The organism is Acinetobacter sp. TGL-Y2, from assembly GCF_001612555.1.
In the GTDB taxonomy this organism is placed as follows: Bacteria; Pseudomonadota; Gammaproteobacteria; order Pseudomonadales; family Moraxellaceae; genus Acinetobacter.
The window spans coordinates 811,256-834,129 of sequence record NZ_CP015110.1 but is presented as its reverse complement, the minus strand read 5'-3'; the positions used below and the strand labels follow the sequence as shown (position 1 = coordinate 834,129).

General features: G+C 36.1%; 20 protein-coding genes and 2 pseudogenes. 3 read left to right on the top strand and 19 right to left on the bottom strand.

The window, feature by feature from the left end:
* Positions 1 to 10 precede the first annotated feature (10 nt).
* A pseudogene (locus AMD27_RS03930) lies at positions 11 to 985 on the top strand (IS5 family transposase).
* Between the two features lie 202 nt (positions 986 to 1,187).
* Here the strand turns inward: AMD27_RS03930 and AMD27_RS03925 are convergent.
* The 16 genes and pseudogenes from AMD27_RS03925 to AMD27_RS03840 all read right to left on the bottom strand — a co-directional run bounded on the left by AMD27_RS03925 (position 1,188) and on the right by AMD27_RS03840 (position 18,847).
* On the bottom strand, positions 1,188 to 1,616 hold the full coding sequence (locus AMD27_RS03925) for an MFS transporter (protein WP_067656636.1): 429 nt from the start codon (positions 1,614 to 1,616) through the stop codon (positions 1,188 to 1,190).
* A 190-nt stretch (positions 1,617 to 1,806) separates the two neighbouring features.
* On the bottom strand, positions 1,807 to 3,999 hold the full coding sequence (locus AMD27_RS03920; RefSeq protein WP_067656634.1) for a TonB-dependent receptor: 2,193 nt from the start codon (positions 3,997 to 3,999) through the stop codon (positions 1,807 to 1,809).
* Positions 4,000 to 4,208: 209 nt separating this feature from the next.
* The gene (locus tag AMD27_RS03915) at positions 4,209 to 4,817 is read right to left on the bottom strand and encodes a GNAT family N-acetyltransferase (protein ID WP_067656631.1); all 609 of its coding nucleotides are present in this window, start codon (positions 4,815 to 4,817) and stop codon (positions 4,209 to 4,211) included.
* Between the two features lie 35 nt (positions 4,818 to 4,852).
* Positions 4,853 to 5,473, bottom strand: a complete 621-nt coding sequence (locus AMD27_RS03910) for an RraA family protein (protein WP_067656628.1) — start codon at positions 5,471 to 5,473, stop codon at positions 4,853 to 4,855.
* Positions 5,473 to 6,279: a (2Fe-2S)-binding protein gene (locus AMD27_RS03905; RefSeq protein ID WP_067656625.1), complete on the bottom strand. Its 807-nt coding sequence runs from the start codon at positions 6,277 to 6,279 to the stop codon at positions 5,473 to 5,475. The genes AMD27_RS03910 and AMD27_RS03905 overlap by 1 nt, the downstream gene beginning before the upstream one ends.
* 19 nt (positions 6,280 to 6,298) lie before the next feature.
* Entirely contained in the window at positions 6,299 to 8,224 is a 1,926-nt protein-coding gene (locus AMD27_RS03900; RefSeq protein ID WP_067656623.1) for an IucA/IucC family protein, read from the bottom strand.
* A gap of 11 nt (positions 8,225 to 8,235) precedes the next feature.
* Positions 8,236 to 10,077 (bottom strand): IucA/IucC family protein, encoded by a 1,842-nt coding sequence (locus AMD27_RS03895; RefSeq protein WP_067656620.1) that lies wholly within the window; start codon positions 10,075 to 10,077, stop codon positions 8,236 to 8,238.
* Between the two features lie 17 nt (positions 10,078 to 10,094).
* On the bottom strand, positions 10,095 to 11,537 hold the full coding sequence (locus tag AMD27_RS03890; RefSeq protein WP_067656617.1) for a DHA2 family efflux MFS transporter permease subunit: 1,443 nt from the start codon (positions 11,535 to 11,537) through the stop codon (positions 10,095 to 10,097).
* Positions 11,538 to 11,551: 14 nt separating this feature from the next.
* Positions 11,552 to 12,958 carry a lysine N(6)-hydroxylase/L-ornithine N(5)-oxygenase family protein gene (locus AMD27_RS03885; RefSeq protein WP_067656614.1) on the bottom strand — a complete coding sequence of 469 codons (1,407 nt, stop codon included), beginning with the start codon at positions 12,956 to 12,958 and terminating at the stop codon, positions 11,552 to 11,554.
* On the bottom strand, positions 12,951 to 14,741 hold the full coding sequence (locus tag AMD27_RS03880; protein WP_067656611.1) for an IucA/IucC family protein: 1,791 nt from the start codon (positions 14,739 to 14,741) through the stop codon (positions 12,951 to 12,953). Before AMD27_RS03880 ends, AMD27_RS03885 begins: the two co-directional genes overlap by 8 nt.
* A gap of 200 nt (positions 14,742 to 14,941) precedes the next feature.
* A pseudogene (locus AMD27_RS19025) lies at positions 14,942 to 15,418 on the bottom strand (transposase).
* Positions 15,419 to 15,486: 68 nt separating this feature from the next.
* Entirely contained in the window at positions 15,487 to 15,741 is a 255-nt protein-coding gene (locus tag AMD27_RS03870; protein WP_228140700.1) for a hypothetical protein, read from the bottom strand.
* Positions 15,742 to 16,926: 1,185 nt separating this feature from the next.
* Entirely contained in the window at positions 16,927 to 17,397 is a 471-nt protein-coding gene (locus tag AMD27_RS03860) for a transposase family protein (protein ID WP_067655823.1), read from the bottom strand.
* Complete coding sequence (locus AMD27_RS03855; RefSeq protein WP_067655826.1) at positions 17,345 to 17,740, bottom strand: transposase family protein; 396 nt, start codon at positions 17,738 to 17,740, stop codon at positions 17,345 to 17,347. The genes AMD27_RS03860 and AMD27_RS03855 overlap by 53 nt, the downstream gene beginning before the upstream one ends.
* Positions 17,741 to 17,827: 87 nt before the next feature.
* Positions 17,828 to 18,043, bottom strand: a complete 216-nt coding sequence (locus AMD27_RS03850; protein ID WP_067656605.1) for a hypothetical protein — start codon at positions 18,041 to 18,043, stop codon at positions 17,828 to 17,830.
* A 357-nt stretch (positions 18,044 to 18,400) separates the two neighbouring features.
* A complete protein-coding gene (locus tag AMD27_RS03840) occupies positions 18,401 to 18,847 on the bottom strand; it encodes a hypothetical protein (RefSeq protein WP_228140699.1) in 447 nt (148 codons plus the stop codon).
* A 161-nt stretch (positions 18,848 to 19,008) separates the two neighbouring features.
* On the opposite strand from AMD27_RS03840, the gene AMD27_RS03835 reads away from it, so the two are divergent.
* Together AMD27_RS03835 and AMD27_RS17970 are read left to right on the top strand one after the other, a co-directional pair.
* Entirely contained in the window at positions 19,009 to 19,383 is a 375-nt protein-coding gene (locus tag AMD27_RS03835) for an IS630 transposase-related protein (RefSeq protein ID WP_067655598.1), read from the top strand.
* Positions 19,380 to 19,928, top strand: coding sequence for an IS630 family transposase (locus tag AMD27_RS17970; protein WP_081405914.1), 549 nt, complete (start codon positions 19,380 to 19,382; stop codon positions 19,926 to 19,928). The genes AMD27_RS03835 and AMD27_RS17970 overlap by 4 nt, the downstream gene beginning before the upstream one ends.
* An 18-nt stretch (positions 19,929 to 19,946) precedes the next feature.
* On the opposite strand, the gene AMD27_RS03825 is transcribed toward AMD27_RS17970, so the two are convergent.
* The 3 genes from AMD27_RS03825 to fic form a co-directional block, all read right to left on the bottom strand.
* Entirely contained in the window at positions 19,947 to 20,153 is a 207-nt protein-coding gene (locus AMD27_RS03825; protein WP_067656595.1) for a hypothetical protein, read from the bottom strand.
* On the bottom strand, positions 20,147 to 20,659 hold the full coding sequence (locus tag AMD27_RS03820; RefSeq protein WP_067656592.1) for a PAAR domain-containing protein: 513 nt from the start codon (positions 20,657 to 20,659) through the stop codon (positions 20,147 to 20,149). The genes AMD27_RS03825 and AMD27_RS03820 overlap by 7 nt, the downstream gene beginning before the upstream one ends.
* Before the next feature lie 875 nt (positions 20,660 to 21,534).
* The gene (fic, locus tag AMD27_RS03815; RefSeq protein ID WP_067656589.1) at positions 21,535 to 22,644 is read right to left on the bottom strand and encodes a protein adenylyltransferase Fic; all 1,110 of its coding nucleotides are present in this window, start codon (positions 22,642 to 22,644) and stop codon (positions 21,535 to 21,537) included.
* Positions 22,645 to 22,874: the final 230 nt, after the last annotated feature.

The following is a 22,874-nucleotide window of genomic DNA, read 5'->3' as shown; positions in this document are numbered from 1 at the left end:
TAATTTTCAAATGAATAAGCCTAGACCTAAAATCTACCGTACAACCAATTGGTCTTCTTATATGAGCAGTATACTGCGCAAGATTAATCAATCGAGGAAATATCTCGATTTGGTTTGATCCTATCCCCCAATGGTATGTTCAACTCAAAAACAAGCAAGGACGAAATCAAACCTACTCAGATATAGCTATTCAATGCTGTCTCATGATCAAATCTCTATTTCGACTCTCTTTACGCATGGTTATAGATTTTGTTCAGAGCCTCATTAAATTTTATGGACTGGATTGGACAGCACCAGATTACTCCACCACCTGTAAAGTCAAAGGTATATTGATATTGCGATTAGCTATCAGAAAAGTAGTGATGAACTTTCTTGCGCAATACACTGCTCATCATCGACTCTACTGGCTTTAAGTTTTTAGGTGAAGGCGAATGGAAACGCAAGAAGCGTCAGTCTGAATACCGTCGGCAATCGCGTAAACTGCATATCGGTATAGATGTTAAAACCCTGCAAATAGTGGCTGTTCATTTAACGACGAACAATGTCAGTGATTCGCAAGTACTAAGGGATTTACTTGATCAAATTCCACCAGATGAGCAGATTAATTCTGTCTATACAGATGGGGCTTATGACACAAAATATTGCAGACAAGTCATTTCAGATCGACAAGCACATGCGGTGATTCCGCCAAGAAAAAATGCAAAGCTCTGGAAAAATACAACTTTGAGATCTATGCAGAGAAATGAATTATTGAAAACAGTCAATCTTGCGAGGCAGTGCTTCTAACGAAGAGCCATTTGGAAAAAGTGGGCTGGGTATCACCGCCGAAGTTTGGTAGAAACCAAGATGCATTGCATTAAATTATTGGGCAATAAACCTCAGTACTATGAACTTTCAAAGCAAAGTCAATGAGATTCATGCACGTGTAGCAGCCCAAAATAAATTCACTGGATTAGGCCAGCCTCATACCCAAGTTATCACTTAAATTTGAGGCGATATGGGGAGCTTTAATTTTTAAATATTTGTGCAACAAAGCCTTTCCAAGCCAGATGAATCTCTGTTGCACTGCGTCTGAGAATCTAGAAATTTAATATAAGAGGTATTAAGTCGATCTTATGAAATCCTTAAAACTGATTAAGACCTATAGGTCATAAGTTTACTTACCTGATAGGGAAAATTAAAAATAGTTAATATGCTTCTTTGACAAATAGAAACCGCCGTGAGAATTGTAGTAACGATAATGCCAATAATACGAAGCCTAACATCGCCCATGGAAAGCTAGAAGCCCCATACTGTTGTAATAATAATCCGCCAGTTATACCACCTGCGGCTAAGCCAAAATTCCACATCGTGACTAAAATGGATTGGGCTATATCAGCATTCGCGCCTGCAGCATTAGCACAAGCTGTTTGTAATAACACTGGGGATGATCCAACACTGAACCCCCAAATAAAGATCGCCAAAATAATCAATACAGGGTGATTTTGGAAATAAGCGAACATTAATATTGCTAAGGCAAACATGCTCAAATTCAGTATCACTAAACGAGCTAATAGGCGATCGATAAAAACCCCAGTCACCCATACACCGATCATAGAAGACAAGCCAAAAATCATAGAATTACGTCAACATACTCAGACAGTCCAATGGGCTTTAAATACGGAATAATGGTAGTGCTAAATACCAACGTGTAATAATTCATTTATATATTTTAATATCAATAACTTATTATTTTTATCACGTCGTATTCATGCACTACCGAAAAAAGTATCCATAACCATTTTACGGATACTTTTTGAATGATGATTAATAGTGAATCAGATAGCTCAATGCAAAGGTACGTCCTTCGGCAGGAATAGCCAAAAGTAAGTTGTCATTTGTGATTGCCGCTTGTTGAGCAAATACTGTTTTATATTGATTACCCCAAACATTATAAACACCAAAATCCACGCGACCTTTCGCCATAGGAAAATGCGCCAATACATCCATCGTGGTATAACCTTTAATCTCTGCTGCACTATTACTGTCTTTGAAGCCTGCATCTTTTAGTGCTTGGTCATCTTTATAAGCTCTATCTGTGCCTTTAATGGCTTGCATTTGCGCACGAACACCATAGCCTTCATCATTACTCCATTCAGCAAATAGCGTTCCTTTTACTGGAGAAACCGCAAACGCATTTAATTCATGCCACTTATTTGCAGCATCTTTATACTGTCCGCGGGTATAGCCCAACGTCCCGCCCACCTTATAGTTTTCCATAAATGGATAACTGACATTGGCTTCTGCACCATAAACACGTTGATCGGTGTCCACAATATTCACTGAGCGGTCTGCGTTGAACTGAACCACCTTATCGGAGTTATTATAAAAACCTGTTAGACCTAAGTTTAGGCCATCATCTTGGTTTAAGCGCCAACCCAATTCATAACTATTTACGGTAATGGGTGCAATACCTGAAGTTGTGAGCGTGTAGGCGGCCACATCACGTAGTACACGTTGTACATCAGGATAACTATAACCCTGTGAGAAGTTTGCGTAAATTTGCTGATCATCCGTTAATGCATACACACTACCTAAGTTAAATAAAAACTTATCAGAATCTGTAGAATCAGCAGCCATTAAGGTAAAAGGTTTACGTGCAGTTAAGTAACTGTCCGTATCTGCTTGAACGTATTGATAACGCACGCCCCCCTGAATATTTAAACGATCTGTTAAAGCATAGTCACCTTGTAAAAAGGTGCCAATATTTTGGATTTCTGTGTCTGGTCCAGAACCTTGTTTTTCACCCGTTGCCGTATAGACCAAACCATTATTACTCGGTGTATAAAATTCGGCCCATTGGTGGTCTTTTTCCCAATCATAATCTAAACCATAAGTCAGTTTTAAATCACGTTCTGCAACTTTAAGATGAGATTGAACCGTAGAACGAATACCCGCATAATCAACATTAGATTGACTTTGTTTTACATCAACGCCATCAGCGGAATACCCATAAGGGACAAAGCGTGACTTTTCATTACGATAATACGCTTCTACATTCAAAATTTTGCCCAAGAAATCTTGATTTTGATATTGCGTGTTGAAAGCATAACGTTCTGTAAATGGCTGATTGTCTAAACTCCAGCCTTTAATCGCTTTATAAGAGGGTTGTGTTTTTGTTTTTAAGTAAGAATAGTCAGGGCCATATTCTGTATCTTGTTCATCTTTATAATATTGAGCACCAAAACTTAAGCTTTGATGCTCAGTTAAATTAAAATTTAAGCGACCATTTACATCAATGGTATCGGTGTCCATAGTGCTGCCTTGCCACGGGCTTAATGAAATACGATCACCCTTACCATCAAACTGAGAACCTCGGTTGGTATAGTCTAAACCTAAAAAACCATCCATTTTGTCATTATTAAATGATGCTGTTTGCCCCACTTGGTAGGCTAAGCTATCGCTACGAAACTGATCAGCCGATGTCAGACCCAACTTGGTTTGAAAGCTTAGAGGTTTCGATTTATCTGCACGTTTGGTAATAATATTAATAATACCGCCTGTTGCTCCAGAACCATAAATACTGGTTGCACCCGAAACGACTTCAATATGATCAATCATATTTGGACTAATACTGTTCAATTGACGTGCCACATCACGAGAGCCGGTTTGCGATACCCCATCAATCATCACCAGTACATTACGTCCGCGCATGGTCTGACCATAATTACTGGTGGTACCGCTACTCGGTGCTAAAGACGGTACAAGCTGTGCCAAAACATCTGCGACTTTACGTCCAGCCCCTGCCTGTTGTGTAATTTCATCACCCGCAATGGTCTGAACCGTTCCCGCAACTTCCGCAATACTTTTTGGACTACGTGTTGCTGTGACAACGATTGAAGCTAACTGCGTATTGGCTTGTTTTGTTTCGGATGATGAGACTTTAGCCATGTCATCTGCATATAAATGTGTACAAATGGCGGTGGTCAAAAGGCAAAGACTAAAGTGAGATAGTCGCATTCTTGTTCCTTGAATCTTGAGTATTAATGTTAGCGCAAATAATAACCATTATCATTACTGTTGTAAAATCCTTGTTTCAATATTTAATGCTTATAACCATGCTGGAATAAATTGGCTGGAATAAATTGATTAAAAAGATAGCATCGAGTTAGCACACTCGAATTTTAAAAGGATTTAAAAATTTAGGAAGATATAAAACATTCAAAAAATTAGTAAAGATCATCTGTTTGAAAAGGCAATAACTCTCCACATTGTTGATAAAATTTTTCTCTGAAACAATGATATAAAATGGCTTTTTTCTCTAACATTTGAATGTGTTTCTGGGCTTCAAATGCAATTTCTTGTGCTACATACTGATAAGATTTTACATTTTCATCGGGCTCTCCGACTATTTTTTCAGCAGTTGAATGTTCAAAAATGAAATAACACATCATGCGCATCACGGCTTTAAAATGCCCTTTTCCCACTACATTTATTTCACCCAACAATATATGCCAACCTAAATCATTGTCTAATGCAGGATAATATAATGAAAGCCTATCCCGCTTAGCTTCATATATCTCCAAATATCCAACATCCTGTTCTTTAATTTGAATAATATAAAGTCGTTGATGGTCATCAATGAGCATTTTTTCAAAATATACGGCTAATTCTATTTCAGGTTTATTGAGTTGCCATTGGGGAATCACATGCGGTTCATGCATCCACTTATAAAGTAATGAAAAATCCTGCGGCAGCTTTAAAGCCCGAAGTGCATATGACACTCCTTTTTCTTGATACTTAAAGTCATTTGGAAGTTTGGAGGATAATGTGTGCATATCTCGTTTATTACTCTTTTTATCCGTTACATCGGTTATTGATTGGCATGATAATACTGTTCAAGTGAATGCTGACTGAAAAACTGGTCACGTTTTTGTTTTTCTCGTAATTCCATATGTTGAAACTTTTCTAAATATTGTGCGGCAATATCAGGTTTTAAAATAAAGATACCGTCTGCATCTGCAACCATTAAGTCCCCTGTGGAAATAGTGGAACCCAAATAGTGAATATCGTGATCAAAGTCAACAAAACTTTCGCCTTCAGACCTTGTGGTTAAACTACTTACAGTTTGAGCAAATACAGGTACTTTCATTGTTTTTAAAGCATCTATATCTGTTACCGCACCTATAACGACAATCGCAGCCAATTGATGATAGATAGCTGCGCGATGACGCTGTTCACCCCAACATGCTCGATATCCAAGTTTTCTCGCATCTATTACCAGTATATCGCCAGCTTTACTTTCTAAAAGGGCATGACGGATCTGCATCGCATTGATAGAGTTTAAGGTCACTGTTCGCACAATACCGACGACATGCTGAACCGAATTAACGGCATGAATTTTGGGTAAATAGCCTGTGTCTAAAACATGACCTATGGTTGAACTGGCAACAAAGGCATATTGTGTTAATAAAAAATTTAATGGCTCTGACATCAGGTTTGATCTCTCCCTTGATCCTTTTTCACTAAAGGGCAACTGGCACAATATTCATTTTCAGCTTCGGGTAATTGGAAGTAAAAACAGCATTTTTTACGTTGATAGCTTCCCCCACTCAATTTTCGGCTTTGTTCCAACAGTAAAAATGGATTTTGTTTTAAACCGAAAAACTCAGCATTTAAATCAGATAAAAATTGCCGCTGGTTTTTCATTTTCCTCAACCCTTTTAGGGTTGAGTCTTTTCGTTGCATCAGGTCGTAAAACTGTAAAATACGAAGTGCGGTATTTTCCCAAAGCAAAAACTTCTGTACTTTTCCAACCTTACTCATCACTTCAAAAATCTGATTTAAATCCTTAAAAACTCTTAAAATAAAAATCTCATAAGCATAATTCTGAGTATTCACCGAATTTAAAGATAAAAACGAAAGCTTAAAATTTAAATGTCGATCCCAATACCATGTCGGCACCATTTGTACTGAAAGTGCAGATAATTCCCAAGGTAAATGAATCTGTTCAGTGAGCAGTGCATATAAATAGGGAAATAACAGGGGCACTGCCCAATACTTCATAAACATAGAAGCTGAACAGGTCAAATTAACCGCCTGAATTCGAATCTGAAATTCACTCAGTACAACTAAACATCGCTCAGGATTCATTAAATCTGAAAAACTATCTGTATTTTGCGCATGCAAATGAATTTTGATATTAAGCTGATCGACCAAAATCTGTTTTGCTTGCGACAATCCTAGATTTTCTAAATCCAGTTCTGGCTCAATATTGGCGACAGGGATAGGAGAACGCACGTTTTAGTGACCTGTTTTATCAATCGTTATAAAAAGCTTGGTAGTTTTTTAAAATATTACCGATCTTGCCTACACTGCTTGGCATGCTCCCTACTCGATTCTTTTGCTGCAATAATGGACGAATAAGCTGTTTATATGGCCACTGCTCTTTTTCAAATAAAAGATGTTGTAATTCAGCGCGTGCTTCATCATTCAATGGCACCTCATTTAAGGCCTCTTGTAACTGTTGAGCCACAACCTGCCACAGCTCATATTCCTCAATTTGATAATATTCAGCAATCGACTCTAAAATACTGGCTAAATTCACTTGTATACCCAGTGTTTGAAGATACAAAATCAACTCTTCAATAGAATCGTGATAAAGCGTGATTTTAAAATCATGAGGGCTTAAATAATGTGGGTCTTGCAAACCATGTTGTTGCAGCCAAGGTAAATAAATCCGCACCGAATCATGATCGCGCAGCATAAATCCTGAAAACTGTCCATTTTTTAAAACAATACAAATATTTTGACCATGAATCTCCCCCATTAAACCTAGACGAAATAAACGTAAATTCACCTCAAAAAAATCTCGACATAAGGCTACAAATATCTGAATGACATTCTCTTTATTCGATTCAATATTTTGAGCCTTTAAAATAAGTTCAAAAGGGTATAATTCTCCATCTACGAAATGTCCTAAACTCGCCATTGGAATAATTTGATAAGGTTGCTGCAACAATTCAGCAGGAATACGGCGCCGCTGTGCTGCCAAATGCATTGGTCGCTCATCAAATAAAGTGAGATTATCTGGAGTTAAATTTTCAGGTTGATGCGGTAAATAAGCCCACCACTGGCTTTCATCACATAACCATAAGCGTTTTTTCAAAACGTCATCTTTTTGTTTAGCAACTTGTAAAAGTTTCTGGTTTTTCTGTCCATTGATCATTTTGACAATGGGTAAAAAACGTAGCGACCCTAAAGACTTCACTGCTAATGGAAGTTTCAAACTGTCTTGTGGTTTTGACGATGACAATAAGCTTCTTAATGAAGAGCTGGCATACATTTCAGTGGACTGAAACTGCAAAGGAATAATCACGTGATCTGCGAGTTCTTGGGCAAATGTTTGTTCTAATACATGCTCAAATTGCCAAACATGTACAGGTAAAGTTAAATATTCTTCATTAATGCCTTTGTAATTTAACTCGTGTTGTAACTGTAAATATTCATTGTGATGAAGAAAAATTTTGGCAGGTTGATGAATTTCAAGTTGTATGACATCTTGCCCAAAGACCAATTTTTCTTTTTTAATTGCAATCCAATTTAATGCTATAGGTTGTGAAAATTCAGGACTATATTGCTGGTATTCATCTTTTGAAAAACCATCTTTGAGTTTGGCCAAAGGATGATATGGACGATCCCGGAGTCCTGCATATTGTTCAAGTTGAATAAACAATTGAGCAGATTGATCTAAATCCCATGTCTGGGTTTGAATCTGATGCTGAGTACTGAGTTGGTTTTGTTGCAGACTCAGTTGTAAATCAAGTCTAAAAGCGTTTAACTTGGATTCCTTACAATCGGTAAAATATCCTAAACACTGCATTGAATCAAAAAGTTCTAAAGCATTTAAAGTACGTAATTGAAAGTTTTGTTGCATTTGAACCAATACGGAAAAAGCAGGTGCAAAAGGTTGGATTTGCCAATCTTGTTTAATCGCTTTTCGCACAGGCAAAATAATAAATTCAGACAATGTTGAATTAAATAAAACAACAAAATAAGCTTGATTTGAATAAGCCTCAAACAGTGAACTAAAATTTTGCTCGAACCGCGCTTCTAATTGGGTTTTGGCCTGCTGTTCAGTAAAAATATATTGTTCAGAAATATAGCCTTCTACCAAAAAACTATTCACCAAGTCGACCCATACCATTTGAGCAGTCACAGTCGGTGAAAATAACATCGTATTCATCTTATGACCTCTTAAACTGCTTGTGGGCGAAATTGATACAGAGGGTTATTCACAAAACGAAGTTGAACTTCGCCATCGCCAAACAAGCGTCTTTTGGTTAAAGATTCAATGCAAAACTGTGGTGCAAATACGTCAAATTTTTCATATCTGATTCGATGTTCTGGATGTCGCTGTTGAAAATGGTGAATAATATTTGCTGCTTTTTGCCAGAATTGCTGTTCAGAAAAATTTTGGTTCTGTTGGAGCGTCATTGCGATATCACTTAAAGCAACGAAGAATAAACAGGCACAACTAAAATCTCGAACGGCATTTAAATCATCAGTCAAAATAAATGACATTCGATTTGCTTTGGCATGCTCTGCGGGTAAAGCATATAAGTCTAGATATTCATTTGGATGGGTTAAATGTTCTGGACTAAAACGCACACCGTCATGAAAATCTTTTAAGATAATTCGGGTTGGCCAGCCATTTTTATGCACTAAAATAATGTTTTGACCATGTGATTCTGAGCCAATCCCCTCAGCATGTAATAAAAATAAAATCGGTTGAATCACTACCGATAGAAATTGTTCAATCCACGCTTCAGTTCCATATTCTTTTAACCACGGTTGAATAAGCAATTGTCCATCATGTTGTATATGGCCAATACCATTGAGTGGAATGGCATCTTCTTCAGGCTTTAAATAGGTATGGATACTTTCACGCCATAAACTTCCAATGGTGCCGTAAGCTTGTTTTGCATGTGAGGCTGGCAATTTGGCAAAATCAACCGCAGTTGCATGAACTTCACGCAATATGGCAAAATCCAATGACTTTGCAATGTCACTATTTTCGATCAAACGTTGTAACCAGTCGGTAATTAATGGCCCATTCATGGCGGCATGAGAAGCCAAAATGCGTGAACTAGAGGTATTGGTTAAGCTCATTGAAAGCTTGATATATGGCTTTTCAGGATGGTATAAATTGGTCAAAGTTCTTAAAGACTGTTGAGCAATATAGGCATCGCCTCCCCGACCTAAATAAATGATTTTTTGAGCTACTATTTCTTCAAAAAAAGTATGAACCAAGGTATTTTCCCATTGCCAAGGATGAACAGGTAACCACGTATATTCAGCGGCATTTAAATGATGCTCTGTAACAACATGATTAAATGTTTCTAAATCTTTTTCAGTCAGTTGGTGTTTTAAAAAGCGATCTGGGTCAATCGAGACAGAATTATTTTCTGAGACTAATGACTGATGTACTGCTAACCATATCAAATGAATCGGCTGGGCATATTCAACGCCATATTTCAAATTATCTTGTAGACTAAAACCCACCCGCGACTTGTAACATGGATGATAAGGATGCCCTGCCATCAAATAGGTTTCTAAAACATCATAATTATGTTGGGCTGCAGGAAGTGGAAATTCATGTTGACAACGTTGGGATTGCACATCATGGATAAAAGTACGTTTCAACTCATAAATAAAATCATCTAATTGAGTCGCATTCGGAATAGCACGGACAATTTCGTCAACGACGCTATTTAATTGTGCGATCGATGTTTTTCCCCTATGGTCTTGACGAATAACATCTTGCTCACTTATACGTACCAAACCAAAGCTCAAATAATGCTGACCTACAGCAAAATACTGAACCGCTTGCTGATTTTGATCTTGAGCGCTGATAACAAAACTGCCATTTTCTATTTTTGTTGTAATAATTTCTTCATAAATCAGTGCTTGCAACAATTGTTTAATGACACGTTGCTCCACTTTCTTGATGGTAGCGTGATCAGGTTGCTGCCAAGCCAACGTCGGTGTAAAAGAAGAGTGATTGTTTTGTGATAATGTTGGATGTAAGTGACCCATTATTTTTTCCTTAATTATTAATGTTCAATATGAAGCTTTGGCTGTTTATGGTTCGGAAATTTCCATGCATAAGGCAATGCCAATAAAGTCATGCCTGCACAGAAGAAAAACAGCTCTCGAATTGCATATAGCTGTGCAATCGGGAGTTCATGATTCGATAAAAAAATTTGTGTGCGAATTTGCAGATAAAGTCCAGCTATCACCACGGCAACAGCCGAACTGAGACGTCGAAATAAGTTATTTACAGCTGCAGCTTGCGTGACCAGTTCTGGATCATGTAAGTGATTTAACCCAGCTGTGGTTGCAGGCATATAGGACAAACCAAAACCCAGACCATGAATGACCATACACACTATGAGTAAAATGAGAGATACATTGGCTGCTAGACCCAGTCCAATAAAAGAAATGGCAGTCAGCAGGATGCCAAAAATAATCAGCTGTTTTGCACCATGCTGATCTAAATATTTACCCGCACAGTTACTGCATAAACTGGTGGTTAATGCACTACTCATCAGTAATAATCCGGTCCAAATTGGACTTAACTGCAGGGTATTTTGAATAAGCAACGGTATGAGCAATAAGCTGATAAATAAACCGACGGTATGCACAACTGATATCATCAGGCTGTAATTAAACTCACGACTTTGAAACAACCGCCAAGTAATAATGGCATCGGTTTTTTTTCGACTTGACCAAAAAAAAACAAATCCTGTTAAACCACTCAAACCCAATAACCACCAGAACGACAGTTGTTGTAAATCCTGTAATTGTTTAACCGTGCTTAGACCAATCAATAATGAAACGATTGAAATTGCCAATAACACAAAACCGAGCCAATCAAATTTCAAACTCGTATCGATTGACTGTTTCGGTAAATATAACCAACCTATAGCCAAAGCCAACAAAGCCAGAGGTACATTCAGCAGAAATAAAGCTTGCCAATTAAACAGCACCAAAATGAGCGCGCCTAGCATAGGGCCACATGCCAATGTCAGCATAATCATTGCACCCCATAGCCCTGTTGCAGCGCCACGTTGTTGTTTCGGTGTGACTGAAAAAATAATGCCTAATGACAATGGAATCATCAGTCCACTAGAAAAACCTTGTAGTGCACGGATTACCAAAACAGTCTCAAAAGCAGAAGCCAGTACGCCACAGATTGAGCTCAACATAAAAATACTTAATGCCGATAAATACACACGGCGTTTACCAAAGTACTGACTTAAGAATCCAGTCACTAGCAAACTTAAGCTCATGCTCAAAAGAAAGATCACAATGACCCAACTGACCGTAGCTTCAGCGATATGAAAATCTTGCATAAGCTGGGGAATAGCAGGATTGAAACTACTATTATTGATACTGACTGTACCTGTTCCCAACATAACGGAAATCATTACCCAACGTTGTGACATTGAAACATCAGAAGCAGTACGAGACTCTGACTTGGATAGTTCAGTCATATATACTCTCTTTCTTACTTCGCCAAATATTCAGGAAATAAGTTAGTCTTTTTTCTTGAAATTTGAGATGACTCGCCGTCTGAACGATAGCTGCTTTTCGCGACATCCCTTATTGAAAATGGCCGCTCAATCTCTTTAGATTGAAAATCTTGAAAACTTTGCCGCCCTTCAATTTCAAAATAACGCTCACCTAAAATTTGATTGGCGATTTTTGCAGAACGAAAAGCACCTAAACCCAAATCTGGCGTGCCTACGCCGTGATGAAACAAGTCCGTATTTTGGACATAAATTTCGCCATCGGCTTGATAGTTCAACTTATAGTTCTCATTAATATGCCAATGCTTCTGTGTGTCTAAAACAATGTTGGGACTTAACTTATTTAACAAATCTAAAGAAGGATATTGATAACCAGTCGCAGCAATCACCGTACTTGCTTGAATATGCAAATTCTGCTGCTGCTGTGTTTGAAAAAATTTGAGCTGAATATTCTTTCCATTGATCACTTCTGCACTTTCAAGTTGATAATGACCCGCCATGGTGACATGCGTATCTACTGCTCCAATGCTTCGATGATAAAGACGCTCATAAATATCACGAATGGTTTTAGCGCTAATGCCTTTGTATAAATTGGCTTGCGTAGTCGGCAAGGTCTCTTTTAAATTTTTGGGTAAATGATAAAAGTAGGACATATAATCTGGACTAAAACTTTCCAAACCTAATGGGGTGTTTTCCATCGGGAAAAATCCTGCCGAACGCGTCAACCAATATAAATGAAATTTGGGTTTTCCCGTTTCAGAATTGATTTGTCGATCAAATAAATCGATAAATATTTCAGCAGCAGATTGTCCAGAACCGATCAACACAACATGGCCAGATAAATGCTCATCACATTGATGGAGATAATTTGAAGAATGCAAACACTGCCTATTTTGCTTAGCAATTATTTGTAATGGTTCTGGTAACTTGGGTATTGTTCCCATTCCTAGCACTAGTTTTCGGGTTTGATGAACAGACAAACGACCTTCTTGCTCGGTAATCACTTGAAAACCACCCGAAATAGGTGCAATGTCCGTTACTCGGCTTCCAAACTGTAAATGATGTAATTGCTGAACCACCCACTGACAATAATGATTATATTCTTGACGCGGAATATATAAACTTTCCCGAAAATAAAACTTATATAATCGTTGCTGAGCTTTTAAATAATTTAAAAAACTATATGGGCTTGTCGGCTCGACCATACTGACTAAATCTGCCATAAATGGCACTTGCATCATGGCATTGGGCAGTTGTATTCCAGCATGCCAATCAAAATTCTGACGTTTATCAAAAAATTGATATTTGAGTGAAGTATTTTGATTGAGCAATGCAGCCAGACTTAAATTAAATGGCCCCAAGCCAATACCAATAAAATCAAGCATATTCAACCTCCCCTATCGTTTGTTTAACGTACAGCGGGTTCTTGAGGTTGATATAAATAGATTGCTGTGAAATATGCGCTTGTAATTCATCCAATTCATACAACCGCGTCATCAAGTTACCTTTATATGGAAAAGTATCCTGATGTAAAACAGTTTTTAATAAATTGCTTTGTGGATATTTTTTATAGGCCTGAAGCAGATATGACCGGAGCATTTCAAGCAGTTGTTGTTCTTTGACTACACCCGTAATACCTATGGCATTAATCAACCCAAACAATGTATTACCAATAAAATAATAACGGAAACGCTCATCTACAAGTGATAATGGACATACTGCTTGACCATCCGTTGCCAATGTTGGAAAACGTTCTAAAATTTCACTGGCCAATTCTTCAATATAGTAAAAACCTTGATTATCTCTAAACCAAACTTTTTTCGGCATTCCCCCTTCAAGTTCAATTAAAGTATTTTGTTGATGGGCTTCAAATGCCATACCAAATTCATGATACAACTCCATGAGTGGTAAAATCGTAATCTCTAAGAAACGCTTAAACCACTGTAAAGCAACATCAGATTTGTTTTGGCCCGTTTGCTGTGAAATAGTGGTAAAAATTTCACTAAAACGATTTTTAAATTCAAATGGATGATCTTGACACAATGATGCGATACAAGTCACATCGTCTTTTTGCTTAAAGGGATTTTCACGCAAAATACAAATCGTTTCGTCTAAGACCTGTCCATTCACTTTTAGTGCAATCCAGGCTGGGTCACTCATGGTTTTTAAATGTGGATTGCGCTGTCTAAAATCTGCAAGACAGTTATCGTTCCACAATTGGTAACTGAGTAATCCTCGATGACATTCTTTATAAAGATTCACTCGAATTGAATTGGTCACAGCGACAGTCATTGAAGCTTTAAACATCCAAGGTGCCTGTTCACTATATAAAGTTCGCACTGATGTTGTAGCTTTCATCTCCCATCCTAATGCACCAAAATCAATCAGTTTGCCTTCGTGTAAAAGCTGTTGATACCAATCTTTATCTTTTAAATATCTGGCCTGCCATGGATGCAAAGGCAATAAAGCATAATCAGGATGTTCAGCCATTTTTGCACGATGATAAGCATTAAAAAATGGGGCTAAATCCTGTTTAAATTGGCTTGGAATATGCAAATTATGGGCATTGTCATGTACCACATGATCAGGATGTACATATAAAAAATGCATTTTAAAAGCTATTTTTGTTTCTGGAGAATAAGTCTGCCAATCATTTTGCACAAAACCCTGACGACTCTTTGGAGAGGGATGCATACTATGTCCAAGTACAAGTGCTTGTTCGCTCTGAATAAAGTTTTGCTTAAAGGCCACGACTTCATCTATATGATCTTCTCGATGATTCAAAAACTGCTCTAAGGCTCGACGACTTTGAATCCAGCTTTCCAGTAGTGATGACGTATCTAATTGTTTTCCATTTTCTTGCGCGATCAAATTTTCTAACAAATTTGCAGCTAAATTCACGGCGCTAATTTTTATAAGCTCTCCTTTTTGTTCAACCCACGGCAAAGCTGCAAAACGATGTCGTCCAACTTTACTTACATATTCAAGAGGCACATATATATATCCAGCGATTGTATCTAACGGAATACACACTAATACTTTGCCTTGACTCTTTTCTTGCAACTGCTGAGGTTGTTCTGCTACAGAGATGAAATATCCATTTCCTGTTTCTTGTAAATACGAATTAATTAAATGTTGTAACGCAATCTGATCTGTAATTGATTTCATCTTTATCACTTTATCTATTCAGTAAAAATAGTGTGATATGTAAGATATACCTCCACACACCAAATGTAAATGATAATCACTATTATTTACATTTATAAATAATATCGGAATAAAACCAATGCTAACCACTGTGCTAGCAGCCCTATGATTGGTTTGAACACCTGTAACCGTACTAGATATAGCTAGATTTAAATTTTAAGCTACATTTCCTTCAAACCCAAATCGAGTGCTTCTTCTATCGTTTTGTCTAACCGGACAGCGATATTTTTGACTTTGGATTTTAGCACTGACCATGCTTTTTCAATTGGGTTTAAGTCTGGACTGTAAGCAGGCAAGCACATGATTCTACAGTTAAAGTCTGTGGCTGGTTTTTTGATATTCCCATTCTTATGAATCGAAGCGTTATCTAGAATCAGCAGATGCCTCTTGGTCTTATCCTGATTATTTTAGTTAAATTTTCAAGTAGATATCTCAGCCATCCCGTGAACATTGCTCGATCGCATGAATCTTGAAAAAACCAAAGGGTAAAGGAACTCATATGCCGAATTAGACCTCACAGCACTGATGATACTTAATCTTTTCCCATGACCACCCAATTTTAAAGCAGGGCAACGACTGCCTAGTCTAGACCAACCACATTGCGCTGTATCTGTGGTGTTTATTCCAGATTCATCAATATAAAGAATCTGATCTTATCCAAACTCCTCTTTCCATTGCGGAAGAAACCAGTTGAATACAGCCCTTGTTATTTTATCGGCTTGCTTATAGAGAAAACTCTTTTTTTACGTGTCCAACCAAGCCTATGAATGGCTTTTAATAGGGTTGAGTAAAGGATTGGATACCCAAACTTTTGTTCAAATAAAGGAATGAGATCTTTCACTTGAGAAAATTCAGTAGTTTGAACAAAGTGTTTGAAAACGTCCATATCCTTGATTTTAGTGGGTCGACCTGCATTGATTTTAGGCTGTTTCAATTCTCCAGTAGTGTTCTGAAGAAGCATCCAGTCATCTAAAGTGGTCCTAGATATTTTGAAAGTTTTACATGTGTATGATTTGTGATTGTTTTCTTGATAAAACTACATGACTTTTTCACGTAAATCCACTAAATATATTTCAGGCATAATCTTGATCAAATGAATTTTTAATCATTGTATCCTAAAATAGGATTGCAGCTATAAGGCATAAAAAAAGGCTTAAACCATTACAGTTTAAGCCTTTCCACTTATGGCGTCAATTGAACTGGATTTATAAACAACTGTTATTTAAACAAAAAATGATATAATAAAAATAAGGGATACACACAGGGATACAAATTACTTGTTGCTAGGCTTATTTTTATAAGAATTGATCGTTAAAAAGAAGGTATTTACTTGAGCTTATGTACGCTGATTCGGTGGTCACCATCAGAGACTAATAGACTTTAATTAAAAATTAATGGTACAAGCTCTAAACACTATGGGGGGATATTCAAATATTTAGCGTTTAATGCTGAATGACCGACCTCTTAGACACATTTTTACATGCGTTTAATTAAAAATTAAGGCTCTTGACTAGCTATAAGCCTTATCTATCAAGGTAATGACTTTTTGAATGCACGTTTTTATAAGGTTTTAATGCATATTTCATTACTGTTTTCTTATTATTTTTATGCTTATTTTGATTCTTTTTAGCTATTTTCGGCTATCTCTAGCACCCTCACCGCTTTATTTTCAATATTGCCTGTGTAGCGGTTTGATGGGTTTTTAACGGATGGACTTGTTATTTTCTATACCGAAGATAAGCTTCGATAAGCATAGCTATAGGTGTTGTTATGAATAATAGTAGTCTCAAAACTAAATATAATGAAATAAGAACAAGATCTATTGCTTCAAATTGAACAGAATCACGGTTCAATATAGTGAAAAGAACAGTTAATACAACTGACGAAATGATGATAGATAAGAAAGATCTGATAGAAAAATATTTAATTTTACTGAACAAAAAGAACAATAGATTTGATAGGCCAACAACAGCCACACAAAACAATAAAACCTTGTTTACTATTAGGTGTCTATGGAAATAGCTATAAGAATAGATAAGACCTATTAGGAGTTGAGTATAAAGTACAATCCATCCGATATTTTTCATAATTATTAATAAGGTTGAGCTATTTTTAAGTTGGGGATTCTTTAGACTTCTTTCATAAGTCATTTTTTATTCAGCTCCATGTTGTAAATTCCAGCAATTAAATTGAATCTTAAGCCCAGTCTTTTTCCACGGTTACGATATCGCTCAGCAAGAATTTTGAAAGTTTTCAAACTACCAAATATATGCTCAATGCCAATTCTCCTTTTATTGATTTCTTGATTATACATTTTTAGCTCAGGATCCAGTTTGCAGCGCTTTTTTGCTTTTAATGGCAATAGGCTATTCGCATATACTGCATAAATCCCTTGATAGCCTTTATCTGCAAGAATGAAGGCACCTATAGGAATCTGATTCAAGTTACGTTTGAAGAGTTCAAAATCATGTACAGCACCACGACTCGTGCATAAACTTAGAATTTTCTGAGTCTTATAATGAATGATGGCTTGAACTTTGAAAGTATGTGCCTTCTTCTTCCCACTATAGCTTTTCTTCTGTTTTTTTAGGCCTTTGTATTGTAATTTCTGTGGCATCTACGATCACCACATTCCAATCAATGCCTTCGCCTTCTGGCAAATCCTTTGGTAAATTAAATAAATTCGACTTGATGAGGCAGTCCTCTACGTGGCGGACGATTCTTGAAGCTGTAGGCTCTGAAACACCATAACTTGTTGCGACATGGAACAATGTTCGGTATTCACGCCAATAACTTAAGCATAGAAGGATTTGATCTTCTATGCTCAATTTAGGTGGTCTGCCTTTGGCAGGAACATGCATATTAAGTTGCTCAACCATTAAATAAAAGGTTGACCATGAGATGCCTGTATATCGCTTGAACTGTGTTTCAGAAAGCTTTTTTGAATCGATGTATTTCATTCAAAGATTATGCATGATTATTGAAGAGGCTTTGGTACAAATAATCGGCAAAAGATTGATTATTTTTTGATTTATGAAAGAGATCTTTTATTTTCTTCCTTTAGGTAAATAAACTAAGCTCAAAATAAGGCCAGTCAAAAGTAAAGCAAACCAACCTCCAAAGATATATTTAGCTTTATGAGGTTCCCCATCTAAGCCTGCATTTGTAGAAAAAATTAGATCACTTGAGGATCTAATCAAAGTCCAAAAGACAATTGAAAATAAGATGATACTCAAAAAATAAATACTTATTTTTTTGAACATATTGATCTCTTTAATTATACAATTTCACTTGTTAATCTTTTTTCGATTCATAAATAATCTAATCAAAAGTACAATGAAAATAATTAATGAAAAAAGTAGATAGAAATTCCCATGAAAGATATGTGAACTAAAGCCCTCATATATAAATTTATATAAAAATTCTTGCTCTAAGTAGCCTAGCCAAGCTTTATCAAAGAAATAGCTTAAAATTAGTGAATACAAGCCAGTGAAACTTATAAATGCTAAGATCTTATCGATTTTATCCTTTATAAAAAATACAGAATTTAAGCTTAAAGAAGCGATTAAAATTGAAAAAACACATGAATAAACTGTAATCCAAAAACCGTAATTTTCCATTTAACTTCCCATAATCTTCTTAATTAAAGAAACAGATATACGACCTTCAGCACGTGTTTTATATCTAAGCTTGCCGTTATAAAAAATAGCACGTTGTCCATGCCGATAGTCTTGTTTAGTTATTTCCTTTGTATTTCCTCGATTTGGGGTAGTGAAGTCAGTATGACCAATAACAATACTTTTCTTTTTTCCTGCTTTAAACAGGTGTGAAGAAAGAACCGCACTAAAAGAGTCTTCATCCCCATCAATTGCTGTATTACACCCATGTATCTCAATTTTAGATTCATTAGTAAAAACATTAAAATTAATATCAGATAAAATAGGACAATTACTCCAATTTGCACCACCGAACAAACTATATTTAGAGAATTTAGTTGAAGAATCAAGGTAAATATTTGAAACTAAATTATTATCTTGAGCATGTTCGTAGCTCATTGATTTATTCATTGAAGCACCTATCACAGAATAAAGAGCTGATTGAGATCCATGACCAAAAATATCTAAAGATTGGACTGTATTTACAGGCTGAGCATTAATATATTCGACAAGTTGTATAGCTGCAATCTTATTTTAGGATACAATGATAAAAAATTAATTTGTTCAAGATCATGCCTAAAGTATATTCAGTGGATTTACGTGAAAAAGTCATGCAGTTTTATGAAGAAAATAATCACAAATCATATACATGTAAAACCTTTAAAATATCTAGAACCACTTTGGATGATTGGATTCTTCTTCAAAACACCACTGGAGAATTGAAACAGCCTAAAATCAATGCAGGTCGACCCACTAAAATCAAGGATATGGATGCTTTCAAACACTTTATTGAAACTACTGAATTTTCTCAAGTGAAAGATCTCATCCCTTTATTTGAACAAAAGTTTGGGTATCCAATCCTTTACTCAACCCTGTTAAAAGCCATTCATAGACTTGGTTGGACACGTAAAAAAAGAGTTTTCTCTATAAGCAAGCCGACAAAATAACAAGGGCTGTATTCAACTGGTTTCTTCCGCAATGGAAAGAGGCGTTTGGGGAAGATCAGATTCTTTATATTGATGAGTCTGGGATAAACACCACAGATACAGCGCAATATGGTTGGTCTAAACTAGGCAGTCGTTGCGCTGCTTTAAAATTGGGTGGTCATGGTAAAAGATTAAGTATCATCAGTGCTGTGAGGTCTAATTCAGCGTATCAGTTCCTTTACCCTTTGATTTTTCAAGGTTCATGCGATCGAGCAATGTTCACGGGATGGTTGAGATATCTACTTGAAAATTTAACCAAAGATAATCAAGATAAGACCAAAAGACATCTGCTGATTCTAGATAACGCTTCGATTCATAAGAACGGAGATATCAAAAAACTAGCCAAAGACTTTAACTGTAGAATCATGTACTTGCCTGCTTACAGTCCAGATTTAAATCCAATTGAAAAAGCATGGTCAGTGCTAAAATCCAAAGTTAAAAGTATCGCTGTCCGTTTTGACAAAAACATAGAAGAAGCGCTCGATTTAGGCTTGAAGGCAATGTAGCTTAAAATTTAAATCCAGCTATAACATACCTTTTGATATGAAATAGGACTTAACAGGTAAATCATTTTTATAATCAGCAATCACATTTTTAGAAGCATTATAAAAAGCACCATTGTCACCTAATGATCTAGCCCCTCCATAAAGTACCAAACGGATTGGAAGTTTTACATTTACCTTTTGAACTGTAGCTCTTTGAGTTGTTTGACCATTATGAACATCTACCATCCTTCATCCTCCGCTACTTGAATAGTGATAGTGTTAGGTTGATCACGATAACTTAATTTTTCAGTCATACCTTCTTCATCAGTTATACCTTCAACAGAAGATTCATCATCATAAGTAATGTTATATTTGATATTTTTATATGGTTGACCATCTAATTCATTAATTAATTGGTATTGACCTGAATACTGCTTATTAGTCATAAAAGAAGAACTAGCAGCATTGGCTTTACCTAAGCCACTGCCATTTGCTCTAACAACTAAATTTTGTTGAGGTAGGAATGTAGCTCCACACGTAGTCTTATCACCTGCCATAATGATGGTCTTAGAGCCTACAGTTAGAAAGCCTTTACCTAAAGAAATAGCCGAAACACTCTTTTTACATTTAGGGCATACATGCTTCATACCTTCTAAATGAACTGACTTACCTTCAACTAGAAAAGAACTATCAGCTTCTACGACAATTCCACCGTGATCTGTCTTGCAACCTATTGTTATGAGGGCTTTCATTATTTTTGTTTAATACTGCTTATATAATAGTTTATTTAAACACAATAAATGAACAACCGTAAACATTAAATCTAATAACGAGAAACCATATCGGCTTTTAACGAAATTTCGAATAGTCTCATCATTTTATCGATTAGCCATGACAAGTCATTACACATTTTAAGAATAATTTGCATGACTCGTACAAGTTAGGTCAATAGCAAGGGGGGGATATTAAAAGTTAAAAACATTGGAACAACCTAGACCACCATCCATCACACGTATAAAAAAATTCTTTTTCCAGCAAAAAAGTGCATCTAAAAGTTAACTTTCTACCTACATCACTCTATTTACAAGAGTTTCGTGTTTTTAAGATTAATCCACAAGTTAACTTTCAGTATATTTTTTAATCTAAAAGTTAAATTCTAAAGGTTAAAAGTGCATATAAAGTTAATTAAAAGTGCATATCTGCACTTCTGACAGTTTTCAGCATAATCATATTGTTATGGGTTGGTTTTAGAATCCCGACCTTTTCGCCACTTATGACGATAAGTTAAATTATTGTTTTCTAAGGTAACCGCAAAATTGCGTTTTGTGATATGGGATTATCCCACTTCACTAAATCATTGGTTCTAAGGTTGAACGCAAAATTGCACTGTCATCAATACAGCATTTTAAATGTGGAATTAAGCATATTTTTCTTTACGTAGCTATACAAAACAGCACTTTCAATTGTGAGTGAATGGCTTACCAGCACTGCCTTTCAGCATGTTTATTGGTAGGTACTGTATATCTAAGCCTAGCAAGACAAAATACAGAGTTTTCCTTGATGAAATGGCACTTATTGAAATGGCTATCACACCCAATAAAAAGCCCGGGATTAAGGAGGCTGTTGTTTAGTCGTATCGTATGAATTGATTATTATCATCTCGTAACAACTCTAAGAGCTTAGGATGGACAAATAGCTTTTCTTTACCCAGCTGTAACTCACGTAGTACACCAATTTCCACAAGTTTTTTTAAGTATGTTGATGCTGCTTGACGCTTTGCTATATTTTTATCAACTAGATTGGTTATACGACTATAAGGTTGCTCAAAAATAGTATCAACTAACTCACGAGTATATATTTTATCTGCATGGGTTTTTATATATTCAATAGTATGTTCATGTAAGCTCTTGATAGCTGTAATTTTAGATATAGTCCACTCACTAGTGTTCTTTACAGCTTGTAGCATAAACATCACCCAAGGACGCCAATCTCCATCTTTGGTCACATTGAGTAATAACTCGTAATATTGTGATTTATTTTGAATAATGAATCGACTTAGATAAAGAATAGGTAAACTTAATAAGTTACAATCCATAAGGTAGAGAATATTTAAAATTCTTCCTGTACGACCATTCCCATCAATAAAAGGATGAATTGCTTCGAATTGATAATGAGCTATAGCCATTTTCACCAAAGGGTCTAATTCTTCATTGTAATGAATAAATTTTTCCCAATCAGATAATAATGTCCGAATTACATCTTCACCTGCTGGAGGAGTATAAATAATTTCTCCTGTATAACTATTTTTTAATGCTGTACCAGTCGTTGCTCTAATACCTAAATCTACGCCTTTAATTGTTTGGCATATCTCAATAGTTGTACCTGTACATAGTGGTCTTTCTTTAATTGATTGAACCCCTTTATACAATGCAGTTCTATACCTTAAAGCCTCTTTAGTTGCATGGTCTGCATGTTCATCATTACCTTGCGCGTGTTGAAAAAGCTTATCTGTAGTCGTAACAATGTTTTCAATTTCAGAACTGTCTTTTGCTTCTAGTAACGGAATAATATTTATAAGAATCGTTTGATTTGGTATCAATTCCCCAGCCTGCTTTAATTCAGCTAGTGCTGATCTGGCTTCAATACATAATTTTAATACAGCTTTATTTTCTACATCTTGTGATGGAGGTAGATATGGTAAAGCGTTATATGGTTGATCTGCTTGCCATTGGCTCATTACTGTTATCTCATTTTGTGTCGATTTCAATAAGAAAAATCGACATAACTTTTAGTTTATGTCGATAGGATAAACATAACATGCCCTTCATGTCGATATTTTTTATAAAAATCGACATGTGATTGGAATCATGTCGATGCAATAAACATGATCAGATAGATATGTCGATAAAATCCAAAAGATCGAACATGAGGCTCTTAATATGTCGATGGTATAAATATATTAATGGT